This window comes from Verrucomicrobiota bacterium, from assembly GCA_016871675.1.
GTDB lineage: Bacteria > Verrucomicrobiota > Verrucomicrobiia > Limisphaerales > VHCN01 > VHCN01.
This window is the reverse complement of the sequence record VHCN01000007.1, coordinates 23,367-47,319: the sequence shown is the minus strand read 5'-3', so window position 1 is coordinate 47,319 and position 23,953 is coordinate 23,367. Positions and strand designations below refer to the sequence as shown.

The following is a 23,953-nucleotide window of genomic DNA, read 5'->3' as shown; positions in this document are numbered from 1 at the left end:
GACGCGACCCACGGTCATGGAACCCTTTCTCGTCAACTTCGCGGCCGACGTCATCCGCGGCTCATCCCAGGATCGGCCCACCGACGGCGTCCTGCGCGAGGCCTTGAAGGCCGACAAGGTCATCACCAAGGGCGACCGCCGCGTCATCAGCCGTGCCGTCTTCGCCTATTATCGCTGGAAGGGATTCCTGCCTCGCGAGGCTCCCATCGAGGCGCGGGTGGAGGTTGCCCTTGAGTTTGCAGAGAAGTTTTCCCGCAACCAGTTCCTCTTTTCGGCCGAGGTCCTCGCGAAGAAGGCGATGCCCAAGTGGGTCGCGGCTCACGTTGAATTCAGGCCGGACTGGCTGCGCGCCATCCAGAGGGAACCGCGCCTGTGGCTCCGCGCGCGCGCGGGCACGGCTCGCCGGCTCATCAAGACACTCATCGACGCCAAGTCCGCGCGCATCCGGGCGTTGCCGGACGCGGTGGAATACTTCGGCAACAAAGATCTCTACGCCCGCCCGGAATTTGAGGCGGGGGAGTTCGAAATCCAGGACATCGCCTCCCAAGCCGTGAGCGTGATGTGTGAACCCAAACCCGGCGAGACGTGGTGGGACGCCTGCGCCGGTGAAGGCGGGAAGACCCTCCATCTCGCCAGCCTGATGCAGAATCAGGGGCTCATCTGGGCTTCCGATCGCGCGCCTTGGCGTCTCGACTCGCTGAAAACGCGCGCCGCTCGCGCGCAGGCGTTTAATTATCGCGCCGAAGTTTGGGACGGCTCCGCCAGGCTTCCTACCAAGGCCCAATTCGACGGCGTGCTCCTCGACGCGCCCTGCACGGGCCTCGGCACATGGCATCGGAATCCGCATGCGCGCTGGACATGCAAACCGGGCGACGTCGCCGAACTGGCGGCCGTGCAATCGAAGCTTCTCCGGCACGCCGCCCCTACGGTGAAGCCCGGGGGCAAACTCATCTACGCGGTGTGCACCATCACGCGCGACGAAACCAAGGCCATATGCGACGCGTTCGAGCAGGCACACCCGGAGTTCGAGCCGCTGCCGTTGCCCAACCCTTTCATCGAGATCGCCCCGCCCTCCCCGCGATGGACGCTTTGGCCGAAGGACACCGGCGGCAACGCCATGTTCGTCACCGCATGGCGCCGAAAGTCCCATGATGATCCGGCGGCGGACGCAGAGCCAAAAGCTGCGGAACCTGTTGCCCCGACGCAGGACGAACCGCCGCCGTCACCACTTCCGGATCCAGCCCCATAGTGGCTCCAGGTCCGGGTCCGCGAGCGCCATCGTCCGCACTTCGTCGCGGCCGCCGACCTGCACCGCCCGGTGCAACCACGCGCGCGCCTCCGACTCATCTCCCAGCTGGCAGCAATAACACGCGAGGTTGTAAGGAATCACGAGCACATCGTGAAAACGCTCCGAGACGAGCATCAGCTTCTCCCGCGCCTCCGCCGTGCGCCGCAACTCGTGCAGGGCAAAACTCTGGTCCACCCAGCCGCACGAGGACATCGGGCTTGCGTCCACGAGATTGCGCGCGACCTGCAACGCCTCCTCCCACCGCTTCTGCGTGGCGAACAACTGCCAGCGCACCGCCAGCACGTCGGGATGACCCTGCAACCCCGGGTGGATGCGGTCGAGTTCCTCCGCGGCATCCGCGGGCGCGCCCAGGCCGAGCCAGCCAGCCGCAGCGTTCAGATGATGAATGTCCGGAGGGCCGATGACTTCCACACCGCAATCCTCAAGTCGCAGTGCTCCCTTGGCAAAAAGATTCTTACGCACGAGCCCTCACAGCCTCGACACGCCGCTGCCTGCCGTGGCTAAATCGCCACGCTGCATGAACGCCTCACCCGCCCTGCTCTTCTTGAGCCTCACCGTGTTCGCCGGCGCCGCGCAGCAGCCGCAAGCCCCGGCCCTCCGCGCGCCCGACTCGCTTGAGGTGCTCCAGCGGCGACTCGCCGCCCACGTGACCGAACCGCGCTTCGCCGCCGCCTCGCTCGGCATCAAGGTCGTCTCGCTCGACTCCGGCAAAGTCCTGTTCGAGCGCGACGCCCACAAGCTGCTCAAGCCCGCCAGCAACGCCAAGCTCTACTCCGGCGCGCTCGCGCTTGACCGGCTCGGCCCGGACTGCCGCATCCGCACCTCGTGCTTCGCCGCGTCGCGCCCGGATGCGAACGGCACGATCGCGGGTGACCTCGTCATCTTCGGACGCGGCGACCCCTCGATGGCGTCGCGCTTCAACGGCGGCGATGACTCGAAGTCGCTCGAACCACTCATCAACGCCCTCGCCGCCGCGGGGATCAAGCGCCTCGCCGGCGACCTCGTGGGTGACGAGAGTTACTTCCGCGGTCCGCCCCTCGGCGACGGCTGGACGTGGGACGACCTCCAATACTACTACGGCGCCGAGGTCTCCGCGCTCACGCACGAGGACAACGTCGTGGACCTCCTCTTCAAGCCCGGCGCGACCATCGGCGACCCGGCGCAGCTCGTCGTGAAGCCCGCGACCGCCTTCCTCAATTTCATCAGCCACGTCGCGACCGTCGCAACCAACGGCGCGCGCCGCGTGGACATCTACCGGCCCGTCGGCGAGAACCGCGTCCACATCACCGGCTCGGTGCCGCTGAAAGACGCCGGTGTCACCGATGCCGTGGCCGTCCACAATCCCGCGCTCTGGTTCGTCACCCAACTGCGCGACGCGCTGGCGAAGCGCGGCATCCCGGTCCACGGCAAGGTGCGTTCCGTGAACTGGCTCGACCGACCCGCCTCGCCGCCCGACACGGCAAAGCTCGTCGAGGTTGCGGCCGTCGACTCGCGGCCGTTGTCCGAGATGCTGCCGAAGATGATGAAGCCCTCGCAAAACCTCTACGCGCACCTGTTGCTCCTGCAAGTCGGCGAAAGGTCGCGCACGGCGTCACAAGCCGCTCGCAACACGGGTTCCCTCGGACTGGCCGAGTTGCAGAAGTTTCTCACCGAGGCCGGCATCCGGCCCGACGACGTTCACTTGCAGGAAGGCTCGGGTCTGTCGCGCACGGCGCTCGTGACACCGAACGCCACCGTGCAGCTGCTTCAGCACATGGCCCGGCACCGGCACGCGCAAGTCTTCCGCGACTCGCTGCCCATTGCCGGAGTGGACGGCACGCTTCGCTCGCGATTGAAGGGCACGCCCGCCGAGAAGAACGCGCTCGCCAAGACCGGCACGCTCGCCTTCGTGAACACGATCTCCGGCTACGTGACCAGCGCCGCGCGCGAGCGACTCGTCTTCAGCATCATGCTCAACGCCTACTCGAATCCCGATCCGAAGTCCTCCGGCCGCAACGAAGTGGACGCGATCGTGGCGATGCTCGCAGGATTCAACGGGCGGGCGGAGTAGCCGCGTTCAACATCCGCCACACCCTCAGCGCTTCCGTCACGCTCCACGCCTGCGCGTCGCAGCCGCGTTGGGCGTGCGGCGCGTCGCCGTCGCAGATTTCGGGCAGGTGACCGAGGCAGCCTTCCGCGAGCAGGCGGTCCACGCTGCCGAGATACGCCCGCGCGGCGGCAACGGCCTCGGGCGAACCATCGTATGCGCAAGCGAGTGCCTCGCAAAACGTGGGGAACGTCCAGCACCACGCCGTCCCGTTGTGATACGCGGGCTTGCGGCGCGTGTCCTCGTCGCCCTCGTAGCGGCCCCAATATGGATTGGCCGGGTCGTTGAGCAAGCGGCCGTCTCCCGCGCGGATCTCGAGCGGTGGCGACACGGGCAGCGGCGCGAGCGAACGCAGCGCGCCGGGCACAATGAGGTGGCGCGCCGCAGCCGCGACACAGCGCCGGGCGCGTTCGCCCGTGACGAATCCGAGGCTGACGGTGAAGAGCATGTTGCTTCGCAGCGCGGGGTCGCGCACGGCGGACTTCGCAGGAACGCCAGCCTTGCCGATGAGCACGTCCGCAAACCAGCCCTCTTCATCGAGCCAGAAGTGTTCGGTCAGCGAGCGTTCCGCGCGCGCGGCAAGTTCCGTCCACGGCTCCTCTGCGGGCTTCGATCCGAGCCGGTCGAGCAACCGGAGCAACCGGATCCACAGCGCCTGAATCTCCACCGCGTAGCCTTCGCGCGGCGTGCCCGCGGGGAAGTTTGTGTCCATCCACGTGAAGTGGCCCGGGCTCCACACGAGTGCGGACTCCGCGTCCACGCGAATGCCGTTCGGCGTGCCGCGCAGGTAATTCTCCGCGATGCTGCGAAGCACGTCCGCGAGGGCGCGCCCGCGCGAATCCACCACCGCTGTGAGGAATGCCGGTTCCGACGCCGCGAATTCCTCGCACGCGAGCGCGAACCACAGAGGCGCGTCCACGGTGTCGCGGTTGCTGGCGTTGTCGCCATAGATGGCGTTGGGCAGCGTGCCGTTCGCCTCGAACCGCGCGAACGTGAGCAGGATGTCCCGCACCTCTCCGGTGAATCTGCCCGCGAGCAGGCCGCGCGCGGCGATGAGCGTGTCGCGTCCCCAGTCGAGGAACCACGGATAGCCCGCAATGACCGTCTTGCCGTCACCGCGCCGCACCACGAACGCGCTCGCGGCGTCGATGAGGGTGCGCTCAAAGGTTGATACGCCCGGATCGGATCTCACCGTGCCCAACGCCCGTTCGAAAGGCGAATCGGTCACCTGTTCCTCAGCCTCCGCGGTGACGAGGATTGTGATGGGCCGCCCCGGTGCCAGCGGCAGTTCAAACCAGCCCGGGCTCCACGCATCGCCGCCCGCCGCCATGCCGCGCGACCCTTCGACCGGGTGCGGAATGCCTTCGCTCCATTCGGGCGCGGCGTGATACACGCCGGCGTTGGCCGTGATGCGCAATTGCCGGTCACGCGCCGGCGTGAAGCTGAAGCCGCTGGCGATGGGCGCATCGGCCGCGGACGCGGAGGGGACTTCGCCCGCCAGCAGCACCCTCGTGTGCTCGTGCGCGCCGGTGCGATGTTCGACCTGGCAGCGGCTCGAGAAGTGATGCTCCGCGGCGCTGTTGCGTTTCGTCTCCCAGTGGAAGTTGCGGTCCTCGATGTCGAAACGCGCCGTCAGCCGCACGTCGGCGCTCGCGGGCAGTTCGCGGCCGAGTCCCCCGGGCACACCGGTGCGGGCGAGACGCACCACGACGGTGTTCCGCTGGTTCAACATCTCGACGCTGAGCTCGATGCCAGCCGCACGGCCGTCACCGGCATTTGCCACGAACTGCCACCGGGATCGAGGGCCGGCTTCGAACGCGACCAGGTTCCCGCCGTTCAAGGGCGTGATGAAGCCGTCTGCGTTGCACCACAGACGCAGGCGCTTTACGAAGACATGGCGGTCCACGGGCACGGACGCGTTCAGGTTTGCGCCGAGCACGCAGTCGTATTTGGAGTGGATGTTGCCGGGATCCACGCACAGGCGCGCCATGCCGCCGCGGCCGTTGGTGAGGAGAACAAGTGACGATTGCGGATTGCGGATCGCGGATTGCGGAATGGCCGGCGCGGAGGCGAGGTATCGAATCGCGCCGCCCGTTGCCTGCGACGTTCCGCCGAATGGTTGCACGCGCAACTCGGCATCACCGGCAAAGTCGGACGGGCCGAAGCTGGCGACGTGTCCGGCGGCGGTGGCGATGGAGGCGGCGTGCTCGGGCTTGTCGCCACGGAGGAGCGTCGCCCGGAAGCTCACGGTGGCCTCGACAAGCAGCCAGTGATGAGGCGGCACGAGCAGCACCCGCGATCGATCGGATGCGCGCCACGTGACAACCGGGGCGTAGCCTGCCGCGGAAGCGCCGGGTTTTCCCAGGCTGACTGAAGCCAGCCAGTCGGCGGCCGAGCGGTCCACGACGGCGGCCACTTGCCGCCAGTCAAATGTGCCGATGCTCTCGGCGGGCATCGCCCGCGCGAGCGCGGCGAGTCCCCACGCGGCCTGCGCGCGGGCGCGGCGGTAAGCGGAACCGGTGAGGCCGAGCGGCATCGGGTCCAGAGCGAGGCAGTGGCATTCGAGCGGAGCGACGGTGAACGTGAAATGGCCGTCGCCGGTGGACTGCGGGCGCGGCGCGACCTGGCCGAGCAAATCGGTGAGCCGTCGCGCACCGAGGCCGGCGCTGCCGGGAAAACCTGCGTCGCGCAGGTCGAGGGTGACGGGGTGCGGCTTGTCTGCGTCCGTGTTCGCGAGCACGAGCACGACGTCCTTGTTGTCGGCGGACTGCCGGACAAGGCCGAAGACCGGCGAGCCGGCCGGGCTCACGCGAGTGAGCCGCGCGCCATCGAGAAAGCACGGGTGTTCCGCGAGCAGCGCAGTCAGCGCGGCGAGTTCCGCGGTGATGTTGTCGGTCGCGCCCCAGTTCATGCCGGTGCTGCCGTGGACGCGAACTTTCTCCGTCGCGAGCCACTCCACGCCACACGTGAAGCCGTAGCCGCCGCTGACGCTCGTGAGAGCGCTGAGGCGGTTGCGGAAGAGCGACCACGCGCGGCCCTTCGCGGCGAGGCGTGCGTTGTCGTGCGTCTCGCTGTAGTGGACAAGCACCCCGACGCGCGAGGATTGCTTGAGCGCGTGGTCGAGGTAGCCCTGCACTTGAAGCGCTGTGTTTTCCTGGAACAGTTCGCTGTAGGCCCACTGCATGCCGCCGTCGGTGAGAAGCGATTCGGTCTCGGCCCACCCGCCGCCGAGCCCTTCGAGCAAGAATACCGTGTCGGGGAATTCCTGCCGCACGCGCGCGGTGATGAACTGCCACGCAGGCATGGGGACCTTGTAGCCGGCGTCGCAACGGAAGCCATCCACGCCGCGCCGGCACCACGTGAGGAAGACATCGGCAAGCTCGACCCACAAACCGGGGTGGACGTGCTCGAGTTCGGTAAGGTCTTCCCACGTGACGCCCCATGCGCCGGGCGAAACGAAGCTCCCCTTCGCATCGCGCAGGAACCATTCGGGATGCGCCTCCTGCACGCGCGAGCCCCAGCCGGTGTGGTTGATCACGATGTCGAGGAAGAGCCGTCCGCCGCGCTCGTGAACGCCGTCGGCGAGTTCGCGGAACTGCCCGGTGGCCGTCGTGCGCCTGTCGAACTCGACGAGCGCGGGGTCAATGCCCGTGAGGTCGAGCGCCGCGTAGGGACTGCCGAACCTGCCGAACTTCGCCATCGTCGTGGGCGTGGGATTGACCGGCAGCAGATGGAGAATCCGGCAGCCGAGCGTGCCGAAGATGTGCGGCAGCTCGCGCGCGAGGTCCCGCAACGTGCCGGAGGGCGGGATGACCGTGAACCCCTGCGCATCGAGTTTCTTGAACTCAGCCTCGCGCTCATCGTCCCACGCGGTCGCGGCGGTTTTGCCCGCGCCGAACATGCGCGCGAACGCGCAGTAGATGGTGTTCGCGCTGCGGCTCCAGTCGGGATGAACGGTGACGCCTGCGTCGGGGCCGTCGGGCCAGTGCTGCCAGCCGCGCGGGTCGAGCGCGTAAGCCTTGGCCTTGAACCAGCCGACTTCGGCGAGCGTCAGTTCGAGCGACCACGCGCCGTCGGCCCAGCGCATCGGCACGTCGCGCCAGCACGCGCCCGCAAGCGGGATTTTCTTGAAGTTCGCGTCAACGATTTCACGGCGCACGAGGTCCGCGCGCCCAAGGTCGGTGCGGAGTCGCGCGGACCAGCCGCGCCCGGGCGATTGCTGCGACGACGCCGGCCGCAGCGCGAACCGCACCGTGTCGCCGACGAAGCGCAGCAGGCGCCCGCCGGGCGGCGGGGTCATCGAGAGAGGCGACATGGATGGGGAATCCGGTTGCCCTCGATCTCGAATCCCGCGCGCTTCATTGGCTCAATCCCGAAAGTTCACAAAGCTGAGGGCCACGGGGAATTCCTTCGTGCGCACGGCGGCGATGACGGCTTGCAGGTCGTCGCGGCTCTTGCCGGTGACGCGGAGTTTCTCGCCCTCGATGGCGGCGCTGACCTTGAGCTTGGTGTCGCGGACGAACTGCGCGATCTGCTTGGCCGCATCAGGCGCGATGCCCTGCTTGATCTTCATGACCTGCCGCGCGTGGCCGAGCGGCGAGATGTCCGGCTTGCCCTCGTCAATGTTCTTCGGGCTCACGCCGCGCTTGGCAAGCCGCGTGCGCACCATCTCGACCATCGAGCGCACGCGGAAGTCCGTCTCGGCCGAGAGCTTGATGTCGTTTTTCTCCAGCGCGATTGCGGCGGTGCTGCCCTTGAAGTCGAAGCGGTTCGCCAGCTCCTTCTTCGCCTGGTTCACGGCGTTCTCAATCTCCATCGAGTTCACTTCGGAGACGATGTCGAATGACGGCATGGCGGAACCGTAGCGGAACCGGCGGCGCGCGGGAAAGAAAAAGCTCGGCGCATGACGCGCGGTTGGACCAGCATCCCCCGCCGCATGAGCGAGACGCGTGAACATCAGCGCCTGCACGAAGCGCGGACCGGCCCCGTGCATCCGTGGCGCCGGTGGGGTCCGTATGTGAGCGACCGCTCGTGGGGCACGGTGCGCGAGGATTACAGCGCCGACGGCGACGCGTGGAACTTCCTCCCGCACGACCTCGCCCGCTCGAAGGCCTACCGCTGGGGCGAGGACGCCATCGCCGGCGTGTGCGACCGCTACCAGATCCTGTGCTTCGGCCTCGCGTTGTGGAACGGCCGCGACCCGATCCTCAAGGAGCGTTTCTTCGGCCTCACGCCGCACGAGGGCAACCACGGCGAGGACGTGAAGGAGTATTACTTCCACCTCGACTCGACGCCGACGCACTCCTACATGCGCATGCTCTACAAGTATCCGCAGGCGGAGTTCCCCTACGCGCGGCTCATCGAGGAGAACCGGCGGCGCGGGCCGGCCGAGCCCGAGTTCGAGCTGCTCGATACCGGCGTGTTCGACGAAGACCGCTACTTCGACGTGTTCGTCGAGTTCGCGAAGGCGTCGCCGGAAGACCTCTGCATCCGCATCACCGCGCACAACCGCGGGCCCGATGCCGCGCCGCTGCACGTGCTGCCGCACCTGTGGTTCCGCAACCGCTGGGCCTGGTTCGCCGAGCCGCGCAACGAGCCCGTCATCTCGCTGGAGAAGTCGCGCAAGAAGCACCTCACGCTGCGCGCCGACGACTCCGGCTGCCGCACGCTCCGGAATCTCTCGTTCGAGTATCGCGTGGGCGGGCGCTTCTTTCACGCGCCGCCGGGTGGCACGCCGCTCTTTACGAACAACGAGACGAACGCCGCGCGCGTCTTCGGACCCGGCGTGCAGAGCCGCAGCGAGTTCACCAAGGACGCGTTTCACCGCCACGTCATCCACGGCGAAGCCTGCGTGAACCCGGAGCGCACCGGCACCAAGGCGTGTGTTCACTACGAGCAGGTCATCCCTGCCGGTGGTTCAGTGACGATGTGCTTCCGCCTGACCGACCAGAAACCCGCCGCGCCGCTCGATGTGGACGCCATCTTCGCCGCGCGCGAGGCCGAGGCGGACGAGTTCTTCGCCGCCGTGCATCCCGCGAAAGCCACCGAGGACGAGCGGCGCATCCAGCGGCAGGCGCTCGCGGGGTTGATGTGGAGCAAGCAGATTTACCTCTTCGACGTCCATGAGTGGCTTCACGGCGACAACCCCGCGTGGCCGCCGCCGGAGTCGCGCAAGCACGTCCGCAACGCCCACTGGCAGCACCTCAACTCGCGGCGCATCCTCTCGATGCCCGACAAGTGGGAGTATCCGTGGTTCGCCGCGTGGGATCTCGCGTTCCAGGCCGTCCCGTGCGCGCTGGTGGACCCGGAGTTTGCCAAGCACCAGCTCTGGCTGCTCCTCTTCGAGCAGTTCCAGCACCCAAGCGGGCAGATCCCCGCCTACGAATGGGAATTCGGCGACATGAACCCGCCCGTCCACGCGTGGGCCGTGTGGCGCGTCTTCAACATGGACCGCATCCGCAGCGGCAAGGCCGACCGCGCGTGGCTGGAGCGCTGCTTCCACAAGCTCCTCGTCAACTTCACGTGGTGGGTCAACAAGGTGGACGCCGACGGCAACAACGTCTTCGAGGGCGGCTTCCTCGGCCTCGACAACATCACCGTGGTGGACCGCAGCGAGAAACTCCCCGACGGCACCGTGCTGCAGCAGGCCGACGGCTCCGGCTGGATGGGGATGTTCTGCCAGAACATGATGCGCATCGCGCTCGAACTCGCGCGCGAGAACAAGGTCTATGAATCCCTCGCCACGAAATTCTTCGAGCACTTCGTCTATGTCGGCTCCGCGATGAAGCGCATGGGCAGGCGCGGCTACCAGTTGTGGGACGAGGAGGACGGTTTCTTCTACGACGTGCTCAGCCATCCCGACGGCACCCACGACAAGTTCCGCGTGCGCTCGCTCGTCGGCCTCATCCCCATGTTCGCCATCGAGCGGCTCGAGGAAAAATGGATCCAACCCTTCCACGACTTCCGCAACAACCTCCACTGGTTCCTCACCCACCGCGCCGACCTCGTCGAGAAATGCGTCACGACCATCGAGGACAACGGCGACACCGTGCACGTGCTCGCCGTGATGAAGCCCGAACAGCTCGCGCGGCTCCTGCGCGCCGTGTGGAACCCCGGCGAATTCCGCGGCGACTTCGGCCTGCGCAGCCTCTCACGCGTCCACGAGGAGAAGCCGTTTCACTTCGGCCACAAATGGATCGGCTACGAACCCGGCGAATCCGTGGTGAAGCTCAAGGGCGGCAACTCCAACTGGCGCGGCCCCATCTGGTTCCCCACCAGCTTCATGATGATCGAGTCCCTGCGCAAGTTGAGCAAAGCCTACCGCGGCAAGTTCGAGATCGAAGGCTGCCCCGGCGACGCCCCGATCAACCTCGACGAGATGGCCCGCGGCTTCGCCGAGCGGATGCTCCGCCTGTTCACCCGCGACGCCGGCGGACGCCGCCCCGTGTTCGGCCGCGCCAAGAAGTTCCAGGACGACCCGCACTGGCGCGACCACCTGCTCTTCTACGAATACTTCCACGCCGACACCGGAGCGGGCTTGGGCGCCTCGCACCAGACCGGATGGACCGCCCTCGTCGCCTGCCTGATTGATGAGTGGAGGAAGTAGCACCCGCTACTTCAGCACCGACCGGAGGAGGAGCGTGACGAGCGTGAGGAGGAGCATCAGCCCCGAGGGCATCAACTTCCTGGACTTCATCGTCCGCACCGCGAAGAACAGGGCGAGCACGCCGAGCAGCGCGGCCATGATGGCGTTGGGCCACTTGAGGAGCAGCCCGAGCACGAGCGGCACGGCGCACGCAACCGACGCGATGATGGACGCCTTGCTGCCAGCCTTGAGCCAGCCCACCAACCCGCCCGCGATGAGCAGCACGATGTAAGTCCAGAGGATGTGGTCCGGTGTCATTGGTTCGGCGCGGCGGCGGCCGGGACTGCTCCCTGCCTGCCGGTTGCCGCGCGCCATCAAACCCCGTGGGTGTGGCGCGTTTCAACTCTTTCCTGCGGCCAATTCAACGTTGACGCTCCCCTTGCCGTCCGTATCTTCGCACGGTGTTTGTCGTCGCGGCCCGCGCCCCTTCATCGCCCACCCTCAACTGAATGAGCAAAAACTACATTTTCTCCTCGGAATCGGTCGGCGAAGGCCACCCGGACAAGGTTTGCGACACGATCTCCGACGCCGTGCTGGACGCCTGCCTCGCGCAGGACAAATTCAGCCGCGTGGCGTGCGAGACTTACGCGAAGTCCAACCTCGTCGTCGTCGGCGGCGAGATCACCACGAAGGCCAAGCTGGACTTCAACCAGATCGCCCGCGACGCCATCCGCGGCATCGGCTACACGCACGACGACGACGTCTTCCACGCCGACAAGGTGCTCATCATGAACGCCGTCACGTCGCAGTCGCCCGACATCGCGCAGGGCGTGGACGCGAAGGCCGCCGAGGGCAAGGCGCACGCCGAGCAGGGCGCAGGCGACCAGGGGTTGATGTTCGGCTACGCGTGCAACGAGACGCCGGAGTTGATGCCCGCGCCGATCATGTTCGCCCACCAGCTCGGCCGCGAGCTGACGCGGTTGCGCAAGGCCGGCGCGGTGAAGTGGCTCCGGCCCGATGCGAAATCGCAGGTGTCCGTCCGCTACGTGAACGATCAACCCGTCGAGATCACCAACGTGGTCATCTCCACGCAACACAGCGCGGACGTGAAGCACAGGACGATCAAGGAATTCTGCATCGACGCGGTCATCACGAAGACGCTGCCGAAGCGCCTGCTCACGAAGCGCACGCAGTTCCTCATCAACCCGACGGGCCGGTTCGTCGTCGGCGGGCCGCAGGGAGACACCGGTTTGACCGGCCGCAAGATCATCGTGGACAGCTACGGCGGCATGGGGCGGCACGGCGGCGGCGCCTTCAGCGGCAAGGACCCGAGCAAGGTGGACCGCAGCGCGGCCTACATGGGCCGTTACGTGGCGAAGAACATCGTCGCCGCGGGCCTCGCGACGAGCGCGGAGATTCAGTTCGCCTACGCCATCGGCCATCCCGAACCGGTCAGCGTGTGCATCAACACCTTCGGCACCGCGCAGAGTGGCCTGACGGACGAGCAGATCGAGAAGGCCGTGTGCGCCGTGTTCAGCTTCAAGCCCGCGGACATCGTGAAGCAACTCAACCTGCTGCGCCCGATCTACGGCAAGACCACCAACTACGGCCATTTCGGCAAGGTCGACGACCTCGCCAGCATCACGTGGGAGCGCCATGACAAGGCTGCGGCCTTGAAGCGAGCTGTAAAGTAGTCGCCTCACCTTTTACGCATCACTCGTTACTCATTACGAACCATGCCCACACTCACCGCCCCCCGCCCGCGCACGAAACCCGCAACCACGACCGATATGAGTTCTTCTCCCATCGCGCCAGCCGCCCCGGATTACTCCGTCCGTGACGTCTCGCTCGCCGAGTGGGGCCGCAAAACCATCGAAGTTTGCGAGCACGAGATGCCCGGCCTCATGGCCATTCGCAAGAAATACGGCCCGCAGAAGCCGCTTAACGGCGTGCGCATCACCGGTTCGCTGCACATGACCATCGAGACGGCGATTCTCATCGAGACGCTGAAGGAACTCGGCGCGTCCGTGCGCTGGGCCAGTTGCAACATTTTTAGCACGCAAGACCATGCCGCCGCCGCGATCGCCAAAGCCGGCACGCCCGTGTTCGCGCACAAGGGCGAAACGCTCGAAGAGTATTGGAACTTCACCCTCGCCGCGCTGACGCATCCCGGCAATAAAGGCCCGCAACTCATCGTGGACGATGGCGGCGACGCCACGCTGCTCATCCACAAAGGCTACGAACTCGAAAACGGCGACACCTGGGTCAACACGCCGAGCGACAACCACGAAGTCGCCGTCATCAAGGCGCTGCTCAAGCGCGTCGCAAAGGAACGCCACGGTTTCTGGCACGAAGTCGTGAAAGACTGGAAAGGCGTTTCCGAAGAAACGACCACCGGCGTGCATCGCCTTTACCAGATGTTGGAGCAGGGCAAGCTTCTCGTGCCCGCCATCAACGTCAACGACTCCGTCACCAAGTCCAAGTTCGACAACCTCTACGGCTGCCGCGAATCGCTTGCGGACGGCATCAAGCGCGCCACCGACGTGATGATCGCCGGCAAGGTCGCGGTCGTCTGCGGCTACGGCGACGTCGGCAAGGGCAGCGCGCATTCGCTCCGCGGATTCGGCGCGCGCGTCATCGTCACCGAGATTGACCCCATCAACGCGCTGCAAGCCGCGATGGAAGGTTTCGAAGTCACCACGCTCGAAGACACGCTCGGCACGGGCGACATCTACGTGACGACCACCGGCAATTGCGACGTCATCACGCTCGATCACATCCTCAAGATGAAGGACCAGGCGATCGTGTGTAACATCGGCCACTTCGACAACGAGATTCAGGTGGACAAGCTCAACACGTTGAAAGGCGTGAAGCGCATCAACGTGAAGCCGCAGTATGACAAATACGCGCTGCCGAACGGCCGCACGATTTATCTGCTCGCCGAAGGCCGTCTAGTGAATCTCGGCTGCGCCACCGGCCATCCGAGCTTCGTGATGAGCAACAGCTTCACCAACCAATGCCTCGCGCAATTGGACCTGTGGAAGAACCACGACACGAACAAAGTCGGCGTGTATCGCCTGCCCAAGCATCTCGACGAAGAAGTCGCCCGCCTGCACCTCGAGCGCATCGGCGTGAAGCTGACGAAGCTCACCAAGAAACAGGCCGACTACCTCGGCGTGCCGGTCGAAGGTCCCTACAAGCCGGAGCACTACCGCTACTAGGGCGCAGGGCGCACCGCGCCTTTGGCAGACGCGGCCCGCGGGTCCGGTCCCCACACGACTTCGTAGTAGCCGATCATCATTTCCTCGTGGCTCTGGAGTCCAAAGAAAACCTCCTTCGTCGGGTCCGGGTTGGCCGGGTTCCCTGAGCTGTTGTCGTAAGTGGCGTGGGCGCGCAGTCGCGTGCCGCGCGGCAGCAGCTTCGGTTTGGCGAGGATGTATTCGACCTGCCACTCGAAATTCCACTTCGGAACATCGAGCAGGATTTCCTCCCGCCCGTCCGGTTGCTCGGCGATGAAGCGGAAGGATTTCCCGCGAAGGTGCATGTGCGGACGCAATGAAACGAGCAACGCGTCGCGCGGCAGGACTTTTGTAGCCTTGACCTCGTGCGACTTCGCGCCGGGCGGGATCGTGAAGGCGACCGTGGCCAGTGAACGGGAATCCAACGGCTCGCGCGGCGGGGCCTTGGCGAAGCGCAGGCCGATGCGCGTCTTGGATTCACGCTTCGTCCCGACGGGCGTGTAATGAATCTGAAACGTCAGGGTGGCTCCGGCGGGAAGGAGCTTGGCGCGACCTGGCGGGAAGTTCATGCCACGACCACCGGAGAGCGAAGTAGCAAAGCTGCCATTGAGGCCGCCGCCGCCGCCCACTTGCAAGTCCTTTAGGTGGTCTTGAAACTTGGCGATCCATTTCCATGCCTCGCCGGGTTCAGAACCTTCGAGCAGGCGGGTCGGGTCAAATGGAGGTGTCCATGGCCGGGTCACGCCCGGCGCGGGTGGTGCCGCCCTTTCAATGAAGACAAGAACGTGATGAACGATCTCCGGCGATGTGGAGAGGATTTGAGTCGCCTCGACCCACCGGTCTTCACGCAGGTTGGTCGGCAGGCGCACGTATCGATACGGCACCGGTCCTTCGCCGGGGACTTCGACCGGTTCAGTCTCAAAGATCACGTCGGGTGTCCCGATCTGCCATTCGGCCCCCGGCGGCGGCGGCGGCAGGGCGCGCGCCGCATCGCCGCGCTCCATGCCACCCTCGATCCAACGCCCCAGCTTGGCGATGTCCTTGGCCGTGAGCGACGGGTCATTGACAAAGGCCCCGTGCTGCGGACTCGCACCCCACGGCGGCATGATGCGCTTCTCGACCACTTCGCGAATGGTCTTCGCCTTCCGCCGCACGTCCTCGAACGACACGAGCGCGAACGGCGCGTTGCCGCCGACCCGGTGGCATTCCACGCAATGATTGCGGAATATCCTTTCCACATCCCCGAAGTAAGTCACCGCCTCCGCGCCTGCGACCCGGCCCGCGCCCGCAGTCTGCAGCGCGAGCATCGCACTAAGAAGCAATCCGGCGCGTCTGGACTTGGATGTCATGTCGAACGCTAGCTTAGATGAACGTGTGTTGCTGTAGAAAGACTCAAATCGAGCCTCGGCGATCCACCGCTGCGTGCGGGGCACTGCCGCCTCAGATGAACTCGTTGATCAAGTTCTCGAGAAACTCCTGCCGGCCGCTTTCGTTCGCAGGTTCGCCGCGGGCGAGCGTGTATTTTTCCAGGGACTTGAAGTTCGCCCTCCCCTTCTCGATCTCGCGGCCGATGCCGCTGTCCCAGGTGCGGTAGCGGTTCTTCACGAAGGCGTCGAGGCGGCCGTCGGCGCGGATGGCGGCGGCGATTTTCAGGCCGCGAGCGAAGGCGTCCATGCCACCGATGTGCGCGTGGAAGAGGTCCACGGGCTCGAAGCTCTCGCGGCGGACCTTGGCATCGAAGTTCACGCCGCCGGTGCTGAAGCCGCCGTATTTCAGGATGCTCAACATGCACTGCGTGGTGAGGTAAATGTCGGTCGGGAATTGGTCGGTGTCCCAACCGAGCATCAAATCGCCGGTGTTCGCATCAATGCTGCCCAGCGCGCCCGCCGCGCCCGCGACTTCCAGCTCGTGCTGCATGGAGTGGCCGGCGAGCGTGGCGTGGTTGGTCTCCAGGTTCAGCTTGAGGTGCCCCATCAGGTCGTATTCGCGGAGGAAGTTCAGGCACGCGGCGGCGTCGGAGTCGTATTGGTGCTTGGTGGGTTCCTTGGGCTTCGGCTCGATGTAGAACTGGCCCTTGAAGCCGATTTCCTTTTTGTAGGCCACGGCCATGTGGAGGAACTTGGCGAGATGCTCGAGCTCCCGCTTCATGTCCGTGTTCCAGAGCGTCGAGTAGCCTTCGCGTCCGCCCCAGAAGGTGTAGCCTTCGCCTCCGAGTTCGTGCGTGACTTCGAGCGCCTTCTTCACCTGCGCGGCGGCGTAGGCGAACACGTCCGCGTTGCAACTCGTCGCCGCGCCGTGCATGTAGCGCGGGTGGACGAACAGTTGCGCCGTGCCCCAAAGCAGCTTGATGCCGGTGCGCTTCTGCTCCTGCTTCATCACCTTCACGACGGCGTCGAGGTTTTTGTTCGACTCGCGCAGCGTCTTGCCGTGCGAAGCCACGTCCCGGTCGTGGAAGGCGTAGTAAGGCGCGCCGAGTTTCCCGACGAACTCGAAGAAGCACCTCGCCCGGTGCTGCGCCTGCGCGGTGGTGCATTCGCCATAGTTCCACGCGCGCTGCGCGGTCGGCCCGCCGAACATGTCCGCGCCGCCGCCGCGCATCGTGTGCCAATACACCACGGAGAAGCGCAGGTGCTCGGCCATCGTCCTGCCCTCGATGACCTCGGTGGCGTCATACCACTTGTAGGCGAGCGGATTCTTCGAGGCGGGACCTTCGTATTGGATGCGGCCGATGTCGGGGAATGCGGGCATGGCGGTGCTGGGGTGCGGAGTTGGATTGTTACCGGGTTGCAAGGGTCCGACGCGCGGGCGCCGAGCGACGGGATTGCTAGTGGAAACGCCACCGTGCGGCAAGCTTGAATGCCGCCCCGCTGCCATGCACGCTCGCGCGAACATGAACCCACTGCCACTCCTTGAGACCCCTGCAAAGTCCATCTTGCGTCGGCGTAGTGTCCGGCCTTTGACCGGACTTTCCGAGGGATCTGGCACGGTCAGTCGGGGTGCAGCCTCGACGCTGCACATTTTGCACCGGTCTCTCCTTGTCTTGTTCCTGGGCCTGGCGCTCGCCGCCGCCGGCGCGGACATCATCGCGCACCGCGGCGCGTCGCACGACGCCCCGGAGAACACGCTCGCCGCGTTCAAGCTCGGCTGGGAGCAGCACGCCGACGCCGTCGAGCTCGACATCTGGCTCACTCAAGACGGCCGCATCATCTGCCTTCACGACGAAGACACCAAGCGCACCACCGGCGTCGCGAAGGTCGCGTCCAAGACCTCCCTTGCCGACTTGCGCGCCCTCGACGCCGGCTCGTGGAAGGACCCGCGGTGGAAGGGCGAAAAACTCCCGACACTCGAGGAAACGCTCGCGATCCTCCCGCGCGGCCGACGGCTCGTCATCGAGATCAAGTGCGGCGTCGAAGCGCTGCCCGAACTCGGACGCGTGCTCAAATCCGCCGGCACCCCGCACGCGCAACTCGTCATCATCAGCTTCAAGTTCGACGTCTGCGCGCAAGCCAGGGCGCTGTGGCCGGACATCCCCGTCCTCTTCCTCTCCAGCTTCAAGCAGGACAAGGCCACGAAGGCGTGGACGCCGGTGCTCGACGAACTCATCGCGCGCGCGAAGGGCGCCAAGCTCGACGGCATCAACATCAGCTACAAAGGCCCGGCCGACGCCTCGTGGGTCCGCAAGACACACGCCGCCGGGCTGAAGTTCTACGTCTGGACGGTTGACGACGTGGCGACCGCGCGACAGTTCCTCGACGCCGGCGCGGACGGCATCACCACCAACCGCCCCGGCTGGCTGCGCGAGCAGTTGGGATTGCCACGACCCTAGCGGCTTGAGTCGAAAAATCCTTTGCAGTCATTCCGGCTTGACCCATCATCCGGCGCGAGACATGAGCGCGACGAAGCGAACCGCCAACACCGAAGTCATCGCCATCAAGGAAGTCGTCGTGGCCAACAAGGTCGGCATCCACGCGCGGCCCGCGGCGATGTTCGTGAAGATCGCCAACCGCTACCAGTGCGACATCTTCGTGGAGAAGGACGGCGAGAAGGTCAACGGCAAGAGCATCATGGGCCTGCTCATGCTCGCCGCCGGCCCCGGCAGCAAGCTCCAGGTCGAGGCCAAGGGCTCCGATGCCGAGCCCGCCCTGCGCGAGATCGAGGCGCTCTTCGTTCGGAAGTTCGAGGAAGAGTGAGGGACGGCGCGCCGCACGGCTCCTCTTCAGCGAGATGTTCATCGAAATCCTAATCTCATCCGGCGAAGGCGGATGAAGATCATGAGTAGGATTAGGATAAGGAGCGGAGATTACCGCAGCCGCACGAGCAGGTCCTTGCTCTCCACGGTGTCGCCGACTTGGGCGGCGATTTCTTCCACCACGCCGCCGGCGTTGGCGTAGAGGGTGGTCTGCATTTTCATCGCCTCGAGGGTGAGCAGCTTGTCGCCCTTCGCCACCTTCGCGCCGACGCCGACGGCGAGCGAGGTGATGACGCCGGGCATGGGCGCGCCGACGTGCAGCGGGTCGGCGGGGTCGGCCTTCACGCGGGCCTTGGCCTTGGGCTGCACCGCCTTGTCGGCGATGGCCGCCTCGCGCGAGATGCCGTTGAGCTCGAAGGTCAGCGTGCGCGTGCCGTCCTTGTCCGGCCCGCCGATGTTGATGAGCTTGATGAAAAGGGTCTTGCCCTGCTCGATGTTCACGGAGACTTCCTCGCCGGGCTTGAGGCCGTAGAAGAAGGCGGGCGTGGGAAGGAGGCCCACGTCGCCGTAGTCGCGCTGGATTTTCGCGAAGTCGGCGAAGACTTCGGGATACATGAGGTGGGAGTAAAGGTCGTCGTCGGTGGCGTCGCGCTTGAGCTTTGCGCCGAGTTCGTCGCGGGTCTTCTTCAAGTTCAGCGGGGCGAGGTCTTCGCCGGGGCGGCCGTGAAGGGGGCGTTTGTTGCCGAGGACGACCTTCTGCACGCGCTCGGGCCATCCGCCCATCGGCTGGCCGAGGCCGCCGTGCATCATGTCTATCACGCTGGCCGGGAACGGCACGGAGCCGGGCTCGAGGTTCACCACGTCGGCGGGCTTGATGCCGCGGGTGATGAGGAACATGGTCATGTCGCCGACGACCTTGGAGGAGGGGGTGACCTTGACGATGTCGCCGAAGAGCTGGTTGACCTCGGCGTAGGTGCGGGCGATTTCGTGCCAGCGGTGCGCGAGGCCCATGCTCGCGGCCTGTTCCTTGAGGTTGGTGTATTGGCCGCCGGGCATCTCGTGCAGATACACCTCGGCGCTGCCGCTGCGGGGCGCGGTGTCGAAGGGTTTGTAGAACTCGCGCACTTCGTCCCAGTAGTCGGAGAACTCGTTGAGCGCGGCGAGGTCGATCCGGGTGTCGCGCGGCGTGCGCTGGAGCGCGGCGACGGTGGAGTTCAAGTTGGGCTGGCTCGTGCTGCCGCTCATCGAGGCGAGCGCGAGGTCCACCACGTCCACGCCCGCGTCGCTCGCGCGCAGGATGGACGCGGAGTTGATGCCGCTGGTGTCGTGCGTGTGGAAGTGCACGGGCAGCGCGACTTCCTCGCGGAGCGCCTTGACCAGTTTGTAGGCGGCGTAAGGCCGGCAGAGTCCCGCCATGTCCTTGATGGCGATGATGTGCGCCCCCATCTTCCCGAGTTCGCGCGCGAGGTTGACGTAATACTTGAGCGGATACTTGTCGCGCCTGGGGTCGAGGATGTCGCCGGTGTAGCAGACGGCGGCTTCGCAGACGGCGTGCGTTTCCTGTACGGCCTCCATCGCGACCCGGAGGTTGGGCGTGTAGTTGAGCGAGTCGAAGATGCGGAAGATATCAATGCCGGATGCGGCCGCGTGCTTCACGAAACCGGCGACGACGTTGTCGGGATAGTTCGAGTAGCCGACGGCGTTGCTGCCGCGGAAGAGCATCTGGAAGCAGATGTTCGGGATGCGCGCGCGCAACTGGCGCAGGCGCTCCCATGGGTCCTCGTGCAGGAAGCGCATCGCGGTGTCGAACGTCGCGCCGCCCCACATCTCCAGCGAAAACAATCCCGGCGTGCGCCGCGCGATGGCGTCCGAGGCGGCGAGCATGTCGAAGCTGCGCACGCGCGTGGCGAGCAGCGACTGGTGCGCGTCGCGGAACGTGGTGTCGGTGACGAGCAGGCGCTTCTGCTCGCGCGTCCACTCGGCGAACTTCCGCGCGCCGAGCTTGCGCAACAGGTCGCGCGTGCCGTCGGGTGGCGGCTGCTTGTGGTCCCACTCTGGCGGCCGCGCGGCGGGCAGCGGGCCGCCGGGCTTGCAGCCTTTCGCGTGCGGGTTGCCGTTGACGATGACGTTGCCGAGGAAGTTGAGCAGGCGCGTGGCGCGGTCGCGGCGGACCTTGAACGTGAACAGCGCGGGCGTGGTGTCCAGCAGCGCGGTCGTCGCGGCGCCGGTGCGGAAGGCGTCGTTCGCGATGACGTTTTCGAGGAACGGGATGTTGGTCTTGACGCCGCGGATGCGGAACTCGCGCAGCGCGCGGTCCATGCGCTGCAACGCGATCGGGAACGAGCGCCCCGAGGCGGTGATCTTCACGAGCAGCGAATCGTAGAACGGCGTGATGAGGCTGCCCGAGTCGCCCATGCCCCCGTCGAGACGGATGCCGAAGCCCGCCGCCGACCGATAGGTGAGAATCTTGCCGTAGTCGGGCGTGAACTTGTTCTCCGGGTCCTCGGTCGTGACGCGGCATTGCACGGCGAAGCCCATCCGCGGCACGTCCTCCTGTGGCGGGAGGTCGAGTTCTGTGCCGTGCAGCGCGTGGTTTTGAGCGACGAGAATCTGCGAACGCACGAGGTCAATGCCCGTGATGACCTCGGTGACCGTGTGCTCGACCTGGATGCGCGGGTTCATCTCGATGAAGAACCATTCGTTGCGGTCGAGGTCGAACAGGAACTCGATGGTGCCCGCGTTGTCGTAGCGGACTTCCTTCGCCATGCGGACGGCGGCGAGGCACAACTCGCGGCGCACATGATCATCGAGCCCGATGCTCGGCGCGATCTCGACGACCTTTTGGTGACGGCGCTGCACGGAGCAGTCGCGCTCGTGGAGGTGGAGCACGTTGCCGTGGCGGTCGCCGAGGATCTGCACCTCGATGTGCTTGGCGCGCGGGATGTATCTCTCGAGGAAGACGGCGGGATTGCCGAACGCGCGGCCCGCTTCGCCGCGCGCCTCGTCGAGCAGGTCCGCGAGGTCGGCGGCCTTGTGCACCACGCGCATCCCGCGCCCGCCGCCGCCGAACGCGGCTTTGATGATGAGCGGGAAGCCGATCTCCTTCGCGATGCGCAGCGCCTCGTCGCGGTCCTCGACCGGCTCCTCGGTGCCCGGCAACGTGGGCACGCCGATTGTCTTGGCGAGCCCGCGCGCGGCCGTCTTGTCGCCCATGAGCCGGAGCAACTCGGGCCGCGGTCCGACGAAGGTGATGCCAGCCTTCGCGCACGCGTCGGCGAAGTCCGCGTTCTCGGAGAGGAACCCGTAACCGGGATGGATGAGGTCCACGCCGCGTTCCTTGGCGAGCGCGACGATGCCCTCGATGTCGAGATACGCGCCGACGGGGCCCTTGCCCGCGCCGACCTGGTAGGCTTCGTCCGCCTTGAAGCGATGGATGCCGAGACGGTCTTCCTGCGCATAGATGGCGACCGTCTGCAAGCCGAGCTCCGTGGCGGCGCGGAAAATGCGGATGGCGATCTCGCTGCGGTTGGCGACGAGAAGCTTCCTGGGCCGCGGCGGCGTGAACGCGGTCGCGGCGAGGGCCGCAGCTTCGGTGACAGGTCTGCCGGAACTCATGTTGGCCGGAGGGTTATAGAACAGGGTGCGCGGGATGCAAAGAGAAGTCGTCGCGGATTCGCGCAGCCCGCGGGTGCGGCGGTCGATTCACCGGCCGACTCGTGGCAGGATCCCTCCACGCGTCAATCCCGGGCAGCGCGCGCGTCCATCCTCGCGCAGGGCACCGGTCTCGACTCGGCTGCGCCGCGCGCCGAACATCGGCGAAGGAAGCCGCTGCCCTACGCGCGCTTGTGCCTTGGCCGCAGCGGCGCGAATTCGCTTGCACTGAAGGAATGAGTTTGACCCGAGGAACCTCCCTTAGTAGTAATCGGTCAACCAACCCATTATTCGATGCGCATTGCAGCCTTCATTTGTTCGCTTGGTTGCGCCGTGTCAATTTCGTGCCGGAAGCCGCCGGCTCCTGCGCCGGCTCCTGAACTGGCGGCAAAGCCTGCGCTTGCGGCTCCACCAGCGTCCGCCGTGACCTCGGCGGCACCTTCGAGCCAACCGGAGGCGGTGCCCACGCAGTCTTCCACGCCGAAGGAACCAAAGGGAAACAAGACACTCACCTACGTCCCGCCGCCAACTTCTTTGGGCGCATCGCAACCGAAACCGGTGAGCGATAGTCCGAATGCGGCCCCTCGAGGCCGGGGAGGGGGCGATGGCGGTAGCGCCCCATCGTCGAGTTCGAGCCAGCCACGCAAGGCTCCCGCGCCCCAACAGCCCATTGACTTGCCAGCACTGACACGTGCTGTGGAGGCGTTTCAGCAGAAGTTTGGGTTGTTGCCCGACTCCATCAACGCCCTCGCGGCTGCCGGACTCGTCCGCAGCGTCCCTCCGCCGCCTGCGGGTTATCAATACGTCATCGATGAAAACACGAAGGAAGTGAAGCTTTCGAAACAATAGCGATTGCATCCAGACCAGTGCTCACAATCCACGATTCTCCAATGAACGACACCATGACCTCCAATCCGAGAATGGAATCCGTTCGTCGGGACGGGTTCACCCTCATCGAACTCCTCGTCGTCATTGCGATCATAGCAATTCTGGCGGGGATGCTGCTGCCGGCGCTGGCCAAGGCCAAGGCCAAGGGGCAAGCCGCCGTCTGTCAGGGAAACTTGCGGCAGATGGGCCTGGCCATACACCTTTACGTCAGCGACATGGATGACAAGTTTCCCTATTCCTCGCTTGCACTCGTCGGTGGGCATCCCAAGGGCTATTCGGAATGGACTTGGGACGACCTTATCGCTCGCTACCTTGCGGTGGACATGACGACGCTAGAATTCAACGACGAGTTTACCCCGGGTCGCAAGGTGCCCAAAATGCTGCGATGCCCGACGGACAAAGTCGAGGTCATCGCGGTTTTCGCCACGGACCCCGCCGTTCCTGCGCGCCGAAGCTACACAATGCCGAAGCACCGAATGCAGGCGTGGATTTTCAACGGCGTAGGTCCGCAAGCCGCCGACTGGCCTCCCGGCCCGGGCAATCCGTGCGGCATCGGCCTGAATTGGGACAACACATTTGGGGCGACGATCTTGCGGCCTGGAATCAACTGGCCAACGACCACGCCAGCAAACGCAGGCGCCAACCCGCAGGGCGTGGAAAACTTTCGCTTGTCCACGCTTGGGGACCAGAGCGGCACGATTGCCCTGACCGAACGAATCCAGAACTCCAACATCGTTGGTGATGGCTACGCAAACAGTCCGTGCGAGACTTCGAACTCGAGCTTTCAAAACGTCTTCCCCACCGCACGTGATGCCGAGTTCTACCGGTATCACAATGGCCGCTTCAACTACATGTTCCTCGACGGCCATGTGCAGATTCTCAAACGCGAGGAGACTCTGGGCCGGATCAACCAGAACATCACCAACCAGAGCGGGATGTGGACCGTGCTCCCCGGTGATTAGTCCCCTGCCCCGCCGAACCGCGTGCCGAGTTGACAGTTTCACGC

At 65.8% G+C, this 23,953-nt stretch carries 15 protein-coding genes; 8 read left to right on the top strand and 7 right to left on the bottom strand.

From position 1 onward, the window contains the following. Positions 1 to 16: 16 nt before the first annotated feature. Positions 17 to 1,249 (top strand): RsmB/NOP family class I SAM-dependent RNA methyltransferase, encoded by a 1,233-nt coding sequence (locus tag FJ386_02955; protein ID MBM3875662.1) that lies wholly within the window; start codon positions 17 to 19, stop codon positions 1,247 to 1,249. Here the strand turns inward: FJ386_02955 and FJ386_02950 are convergent. Next, positions 1,223 to 1,720, bottom strand: coding sequence for a tetratricopeptide repeat protein (locus tag FJ386_02950; GenBank protein ID MBM3875661.1), 498 nt, complete (start codon positions 1,718 to 1,720; stop codon positions 1,223 to 1,225). The genes FJ386_02955 and FJ386_02950 overlap by 27 nt on opposite strands. Between FJ386_02950 and dacB the strand changes: the two genes are divergently transcribed. After that, complete coding sequence (gene dacB / locus FJ386_02945) at positions 1,695 to 3,359, top strand: D-alanyl-D-alanine carboxypeptidase/D-alanyl-D-alanine-endopeptidase (protein MBM3875660.1); 1,665 nt, start codon at positions 1,695 to 1,697, stop codon at positions 3,357 to 3,359. The genes FJ386_02950 and dacB overlap by 26 nt on opposite strands. Here dacB and FJ386_02940 read toward each other — a convergent pair. Then, positions 3,340 to 7,710: an amylo-alpha-1,6-glucosidase gene (locus tag FJ386_02940; GenBank protein ID MBM3875659.1), complete on the bottom strand. Its 4,371-nt coding sequence runs from the start codon at positions 7,708 to 7,710 to the stop codon at positions 3,340 to 3,342. The genes dacB and FJ386_02940 overlap by 20 nt on opposite strands. 51 nt (positions 7,711 to 7,761) lie before the next feature. Next, positions 7,762 to 8,247: a YajQ family cyclic di-GMP-binding protein gene (locus FJ386_02935; GenBank protein MBM3875658.1), complete on the bottom strand. Its 486-nt coding sequence runs from the start codon at positions 8,245 to 8,247 to the stop codon at positions 7,762 to 7,764. Positions 8,248 to 8,331: 84 nt separating this feature from the next. Here FJ386_02935 and FJ386_02930 point away from each other — a divergent pair, with 84 nt between their 5' ends. Further along, positions 8,332 to 11,001, top strand: coding sequence for a glucosidase (locus tag FJ386_02930; protein ID MBM3875657.1), 2,670 nt, complete (start codon positions 8,332 to 8,334; stop codon positions 10,999 to 11,001). Between the two features lie 6 nt (positions 11,002 to 11,007). Here FJ386_02930 and FJ386_02925 read toward each other — a convergent pair whose 3' ends face one another. Then, the gene (locus FJ386_02925; protein ID MBM3875656.1) at positions 11,008 to 11,355 is read right to left on the bottom strand and encodes a hypothetical protein; all 348 of its coding nucleotides are present in this window, start codon (positions 11,353 to 11,355) and stop codon (positions 11,008 to 11,010) included. Between the two features lie 134 nt (positions 11,356 to 11,489). On the opposite strand from FJ386_02925, the gene FJ386_02920 reads away from it, so the two are divergent. Then, positions 11,490 to 12,674 (top strand): methionine adenosyltransferase, encoded by a 1,185-nt coding sequence (locus FJ386_02920; GenBank protein ID MBM3875655.1) that lies wholly within the window; start codon positions 11,490 to 11,492, stop codon positions 12,672 to 12,674. Between the two features lie 96 nt (positions 12,675 to 12,770). Beyond that, positions 12,771 to 14,201, top strand: a complete 1,431-nt coding sequence (locus tag FJ386_02915) for an adenosylhomocysteinase (protein MBM3875654.1) — start codon at positions 12,771 to 12,773, stop codon at positions 14,199 to 14,201. On the opposite strand, the gene FJ386_02910 is transcribed toward FJ386_02915, so the two are convergent. Both FJ386_02910 and xylA read right to left on the bottom strand, forming a co-directional pair. Beyond that, positions 14,198 to 15,568 carry a cytochrome c gene (locus FJ386_02910; protein MBM3875653.1) on the bottom strand — a complete coding sequence of 457 codons (1,371 nt, stop codon included), beginning with the start codon at positions 15,566 to 15,568 and terminating at the stop codon, positions 14,198 to 14,200. The genes FJ386_02915 and FJ386_02910 overlap by 4 nt on opposite strands. A gap of 91 nt (positions 15,569 to 15,659) precedes the next feature. Further along, complete coding sequence (xylA, locus tag FJ386_02905; protein MBM3875652.1) at positions 15,660 to 16,967, bottom strand: xylose isomerase; 1,308 nt, start codon at positions 16,965 to 16,967, stop codon at positions 15,660 to 15,662. A gap of 142 nt (positions 16,968 to 17,109) precedes the next feature. Here xylA and FJ386_02900 point away from each other — a divergent pair, with 142 nt between their 5' ends. After that, on the top strand, positions 17,110 to 18,045 hold the full coding sequence (locus FJ386_02900; GenBank protein MBM3875651.1) for a glycerophosphodiester phosphodiesterase: 936 nt from the start codon (positions 17,110 to 17,112) through the stop codon (positions 18,043 to 18,045). A 61-nt stretch (positions 18,046 to 18,106) separates the two neighbouring features. Then, entirely contained in the window at positions 18,107 to 18,409 is a 303-nt protein-coding gene (locus FJ386_02895) for an HPr family phosphocarrier protein (protein ID MBM3875650.1), read from the top strand. 110 nt (positions 18,410 to 18,519) lie between these two features. Here the strand turns inward: FJ386_02895 and FJ386_02890 are convergent, their stop codons facing one another. After that, positions 18,520 to 22,023 (bottom strand): pyruvate carboxylase, encoded by a 3,504-nt coding sequence (locus FJ386_02890; GenBank protein ID MBM3875649.1) that lies wholly within the window; start codon positions 22,021 to 22,023, stop codon positions 18,520 to 18,522. A gap of 926 nt (positions 22,024 to 22,949) precedes the next feature. On the opposite strand from FJ386_02890, the gene FJ386_02885 reads away from it, so the two are divergent. Beyond that, on the top strand, positions 22,950 to 23,909 hold the full coding sequence (locus tag FJ386_02885) for a DUF1559 domain-containing protein (protein MBM3875648.1): 960 nt from the start codon (positions 22,950 to 22,952) through the stop codon (positions 23,907 to 23,909). The last annotated feature ends 44 nt before the right edge of the window (positions 23,910 to 23,953 follow it).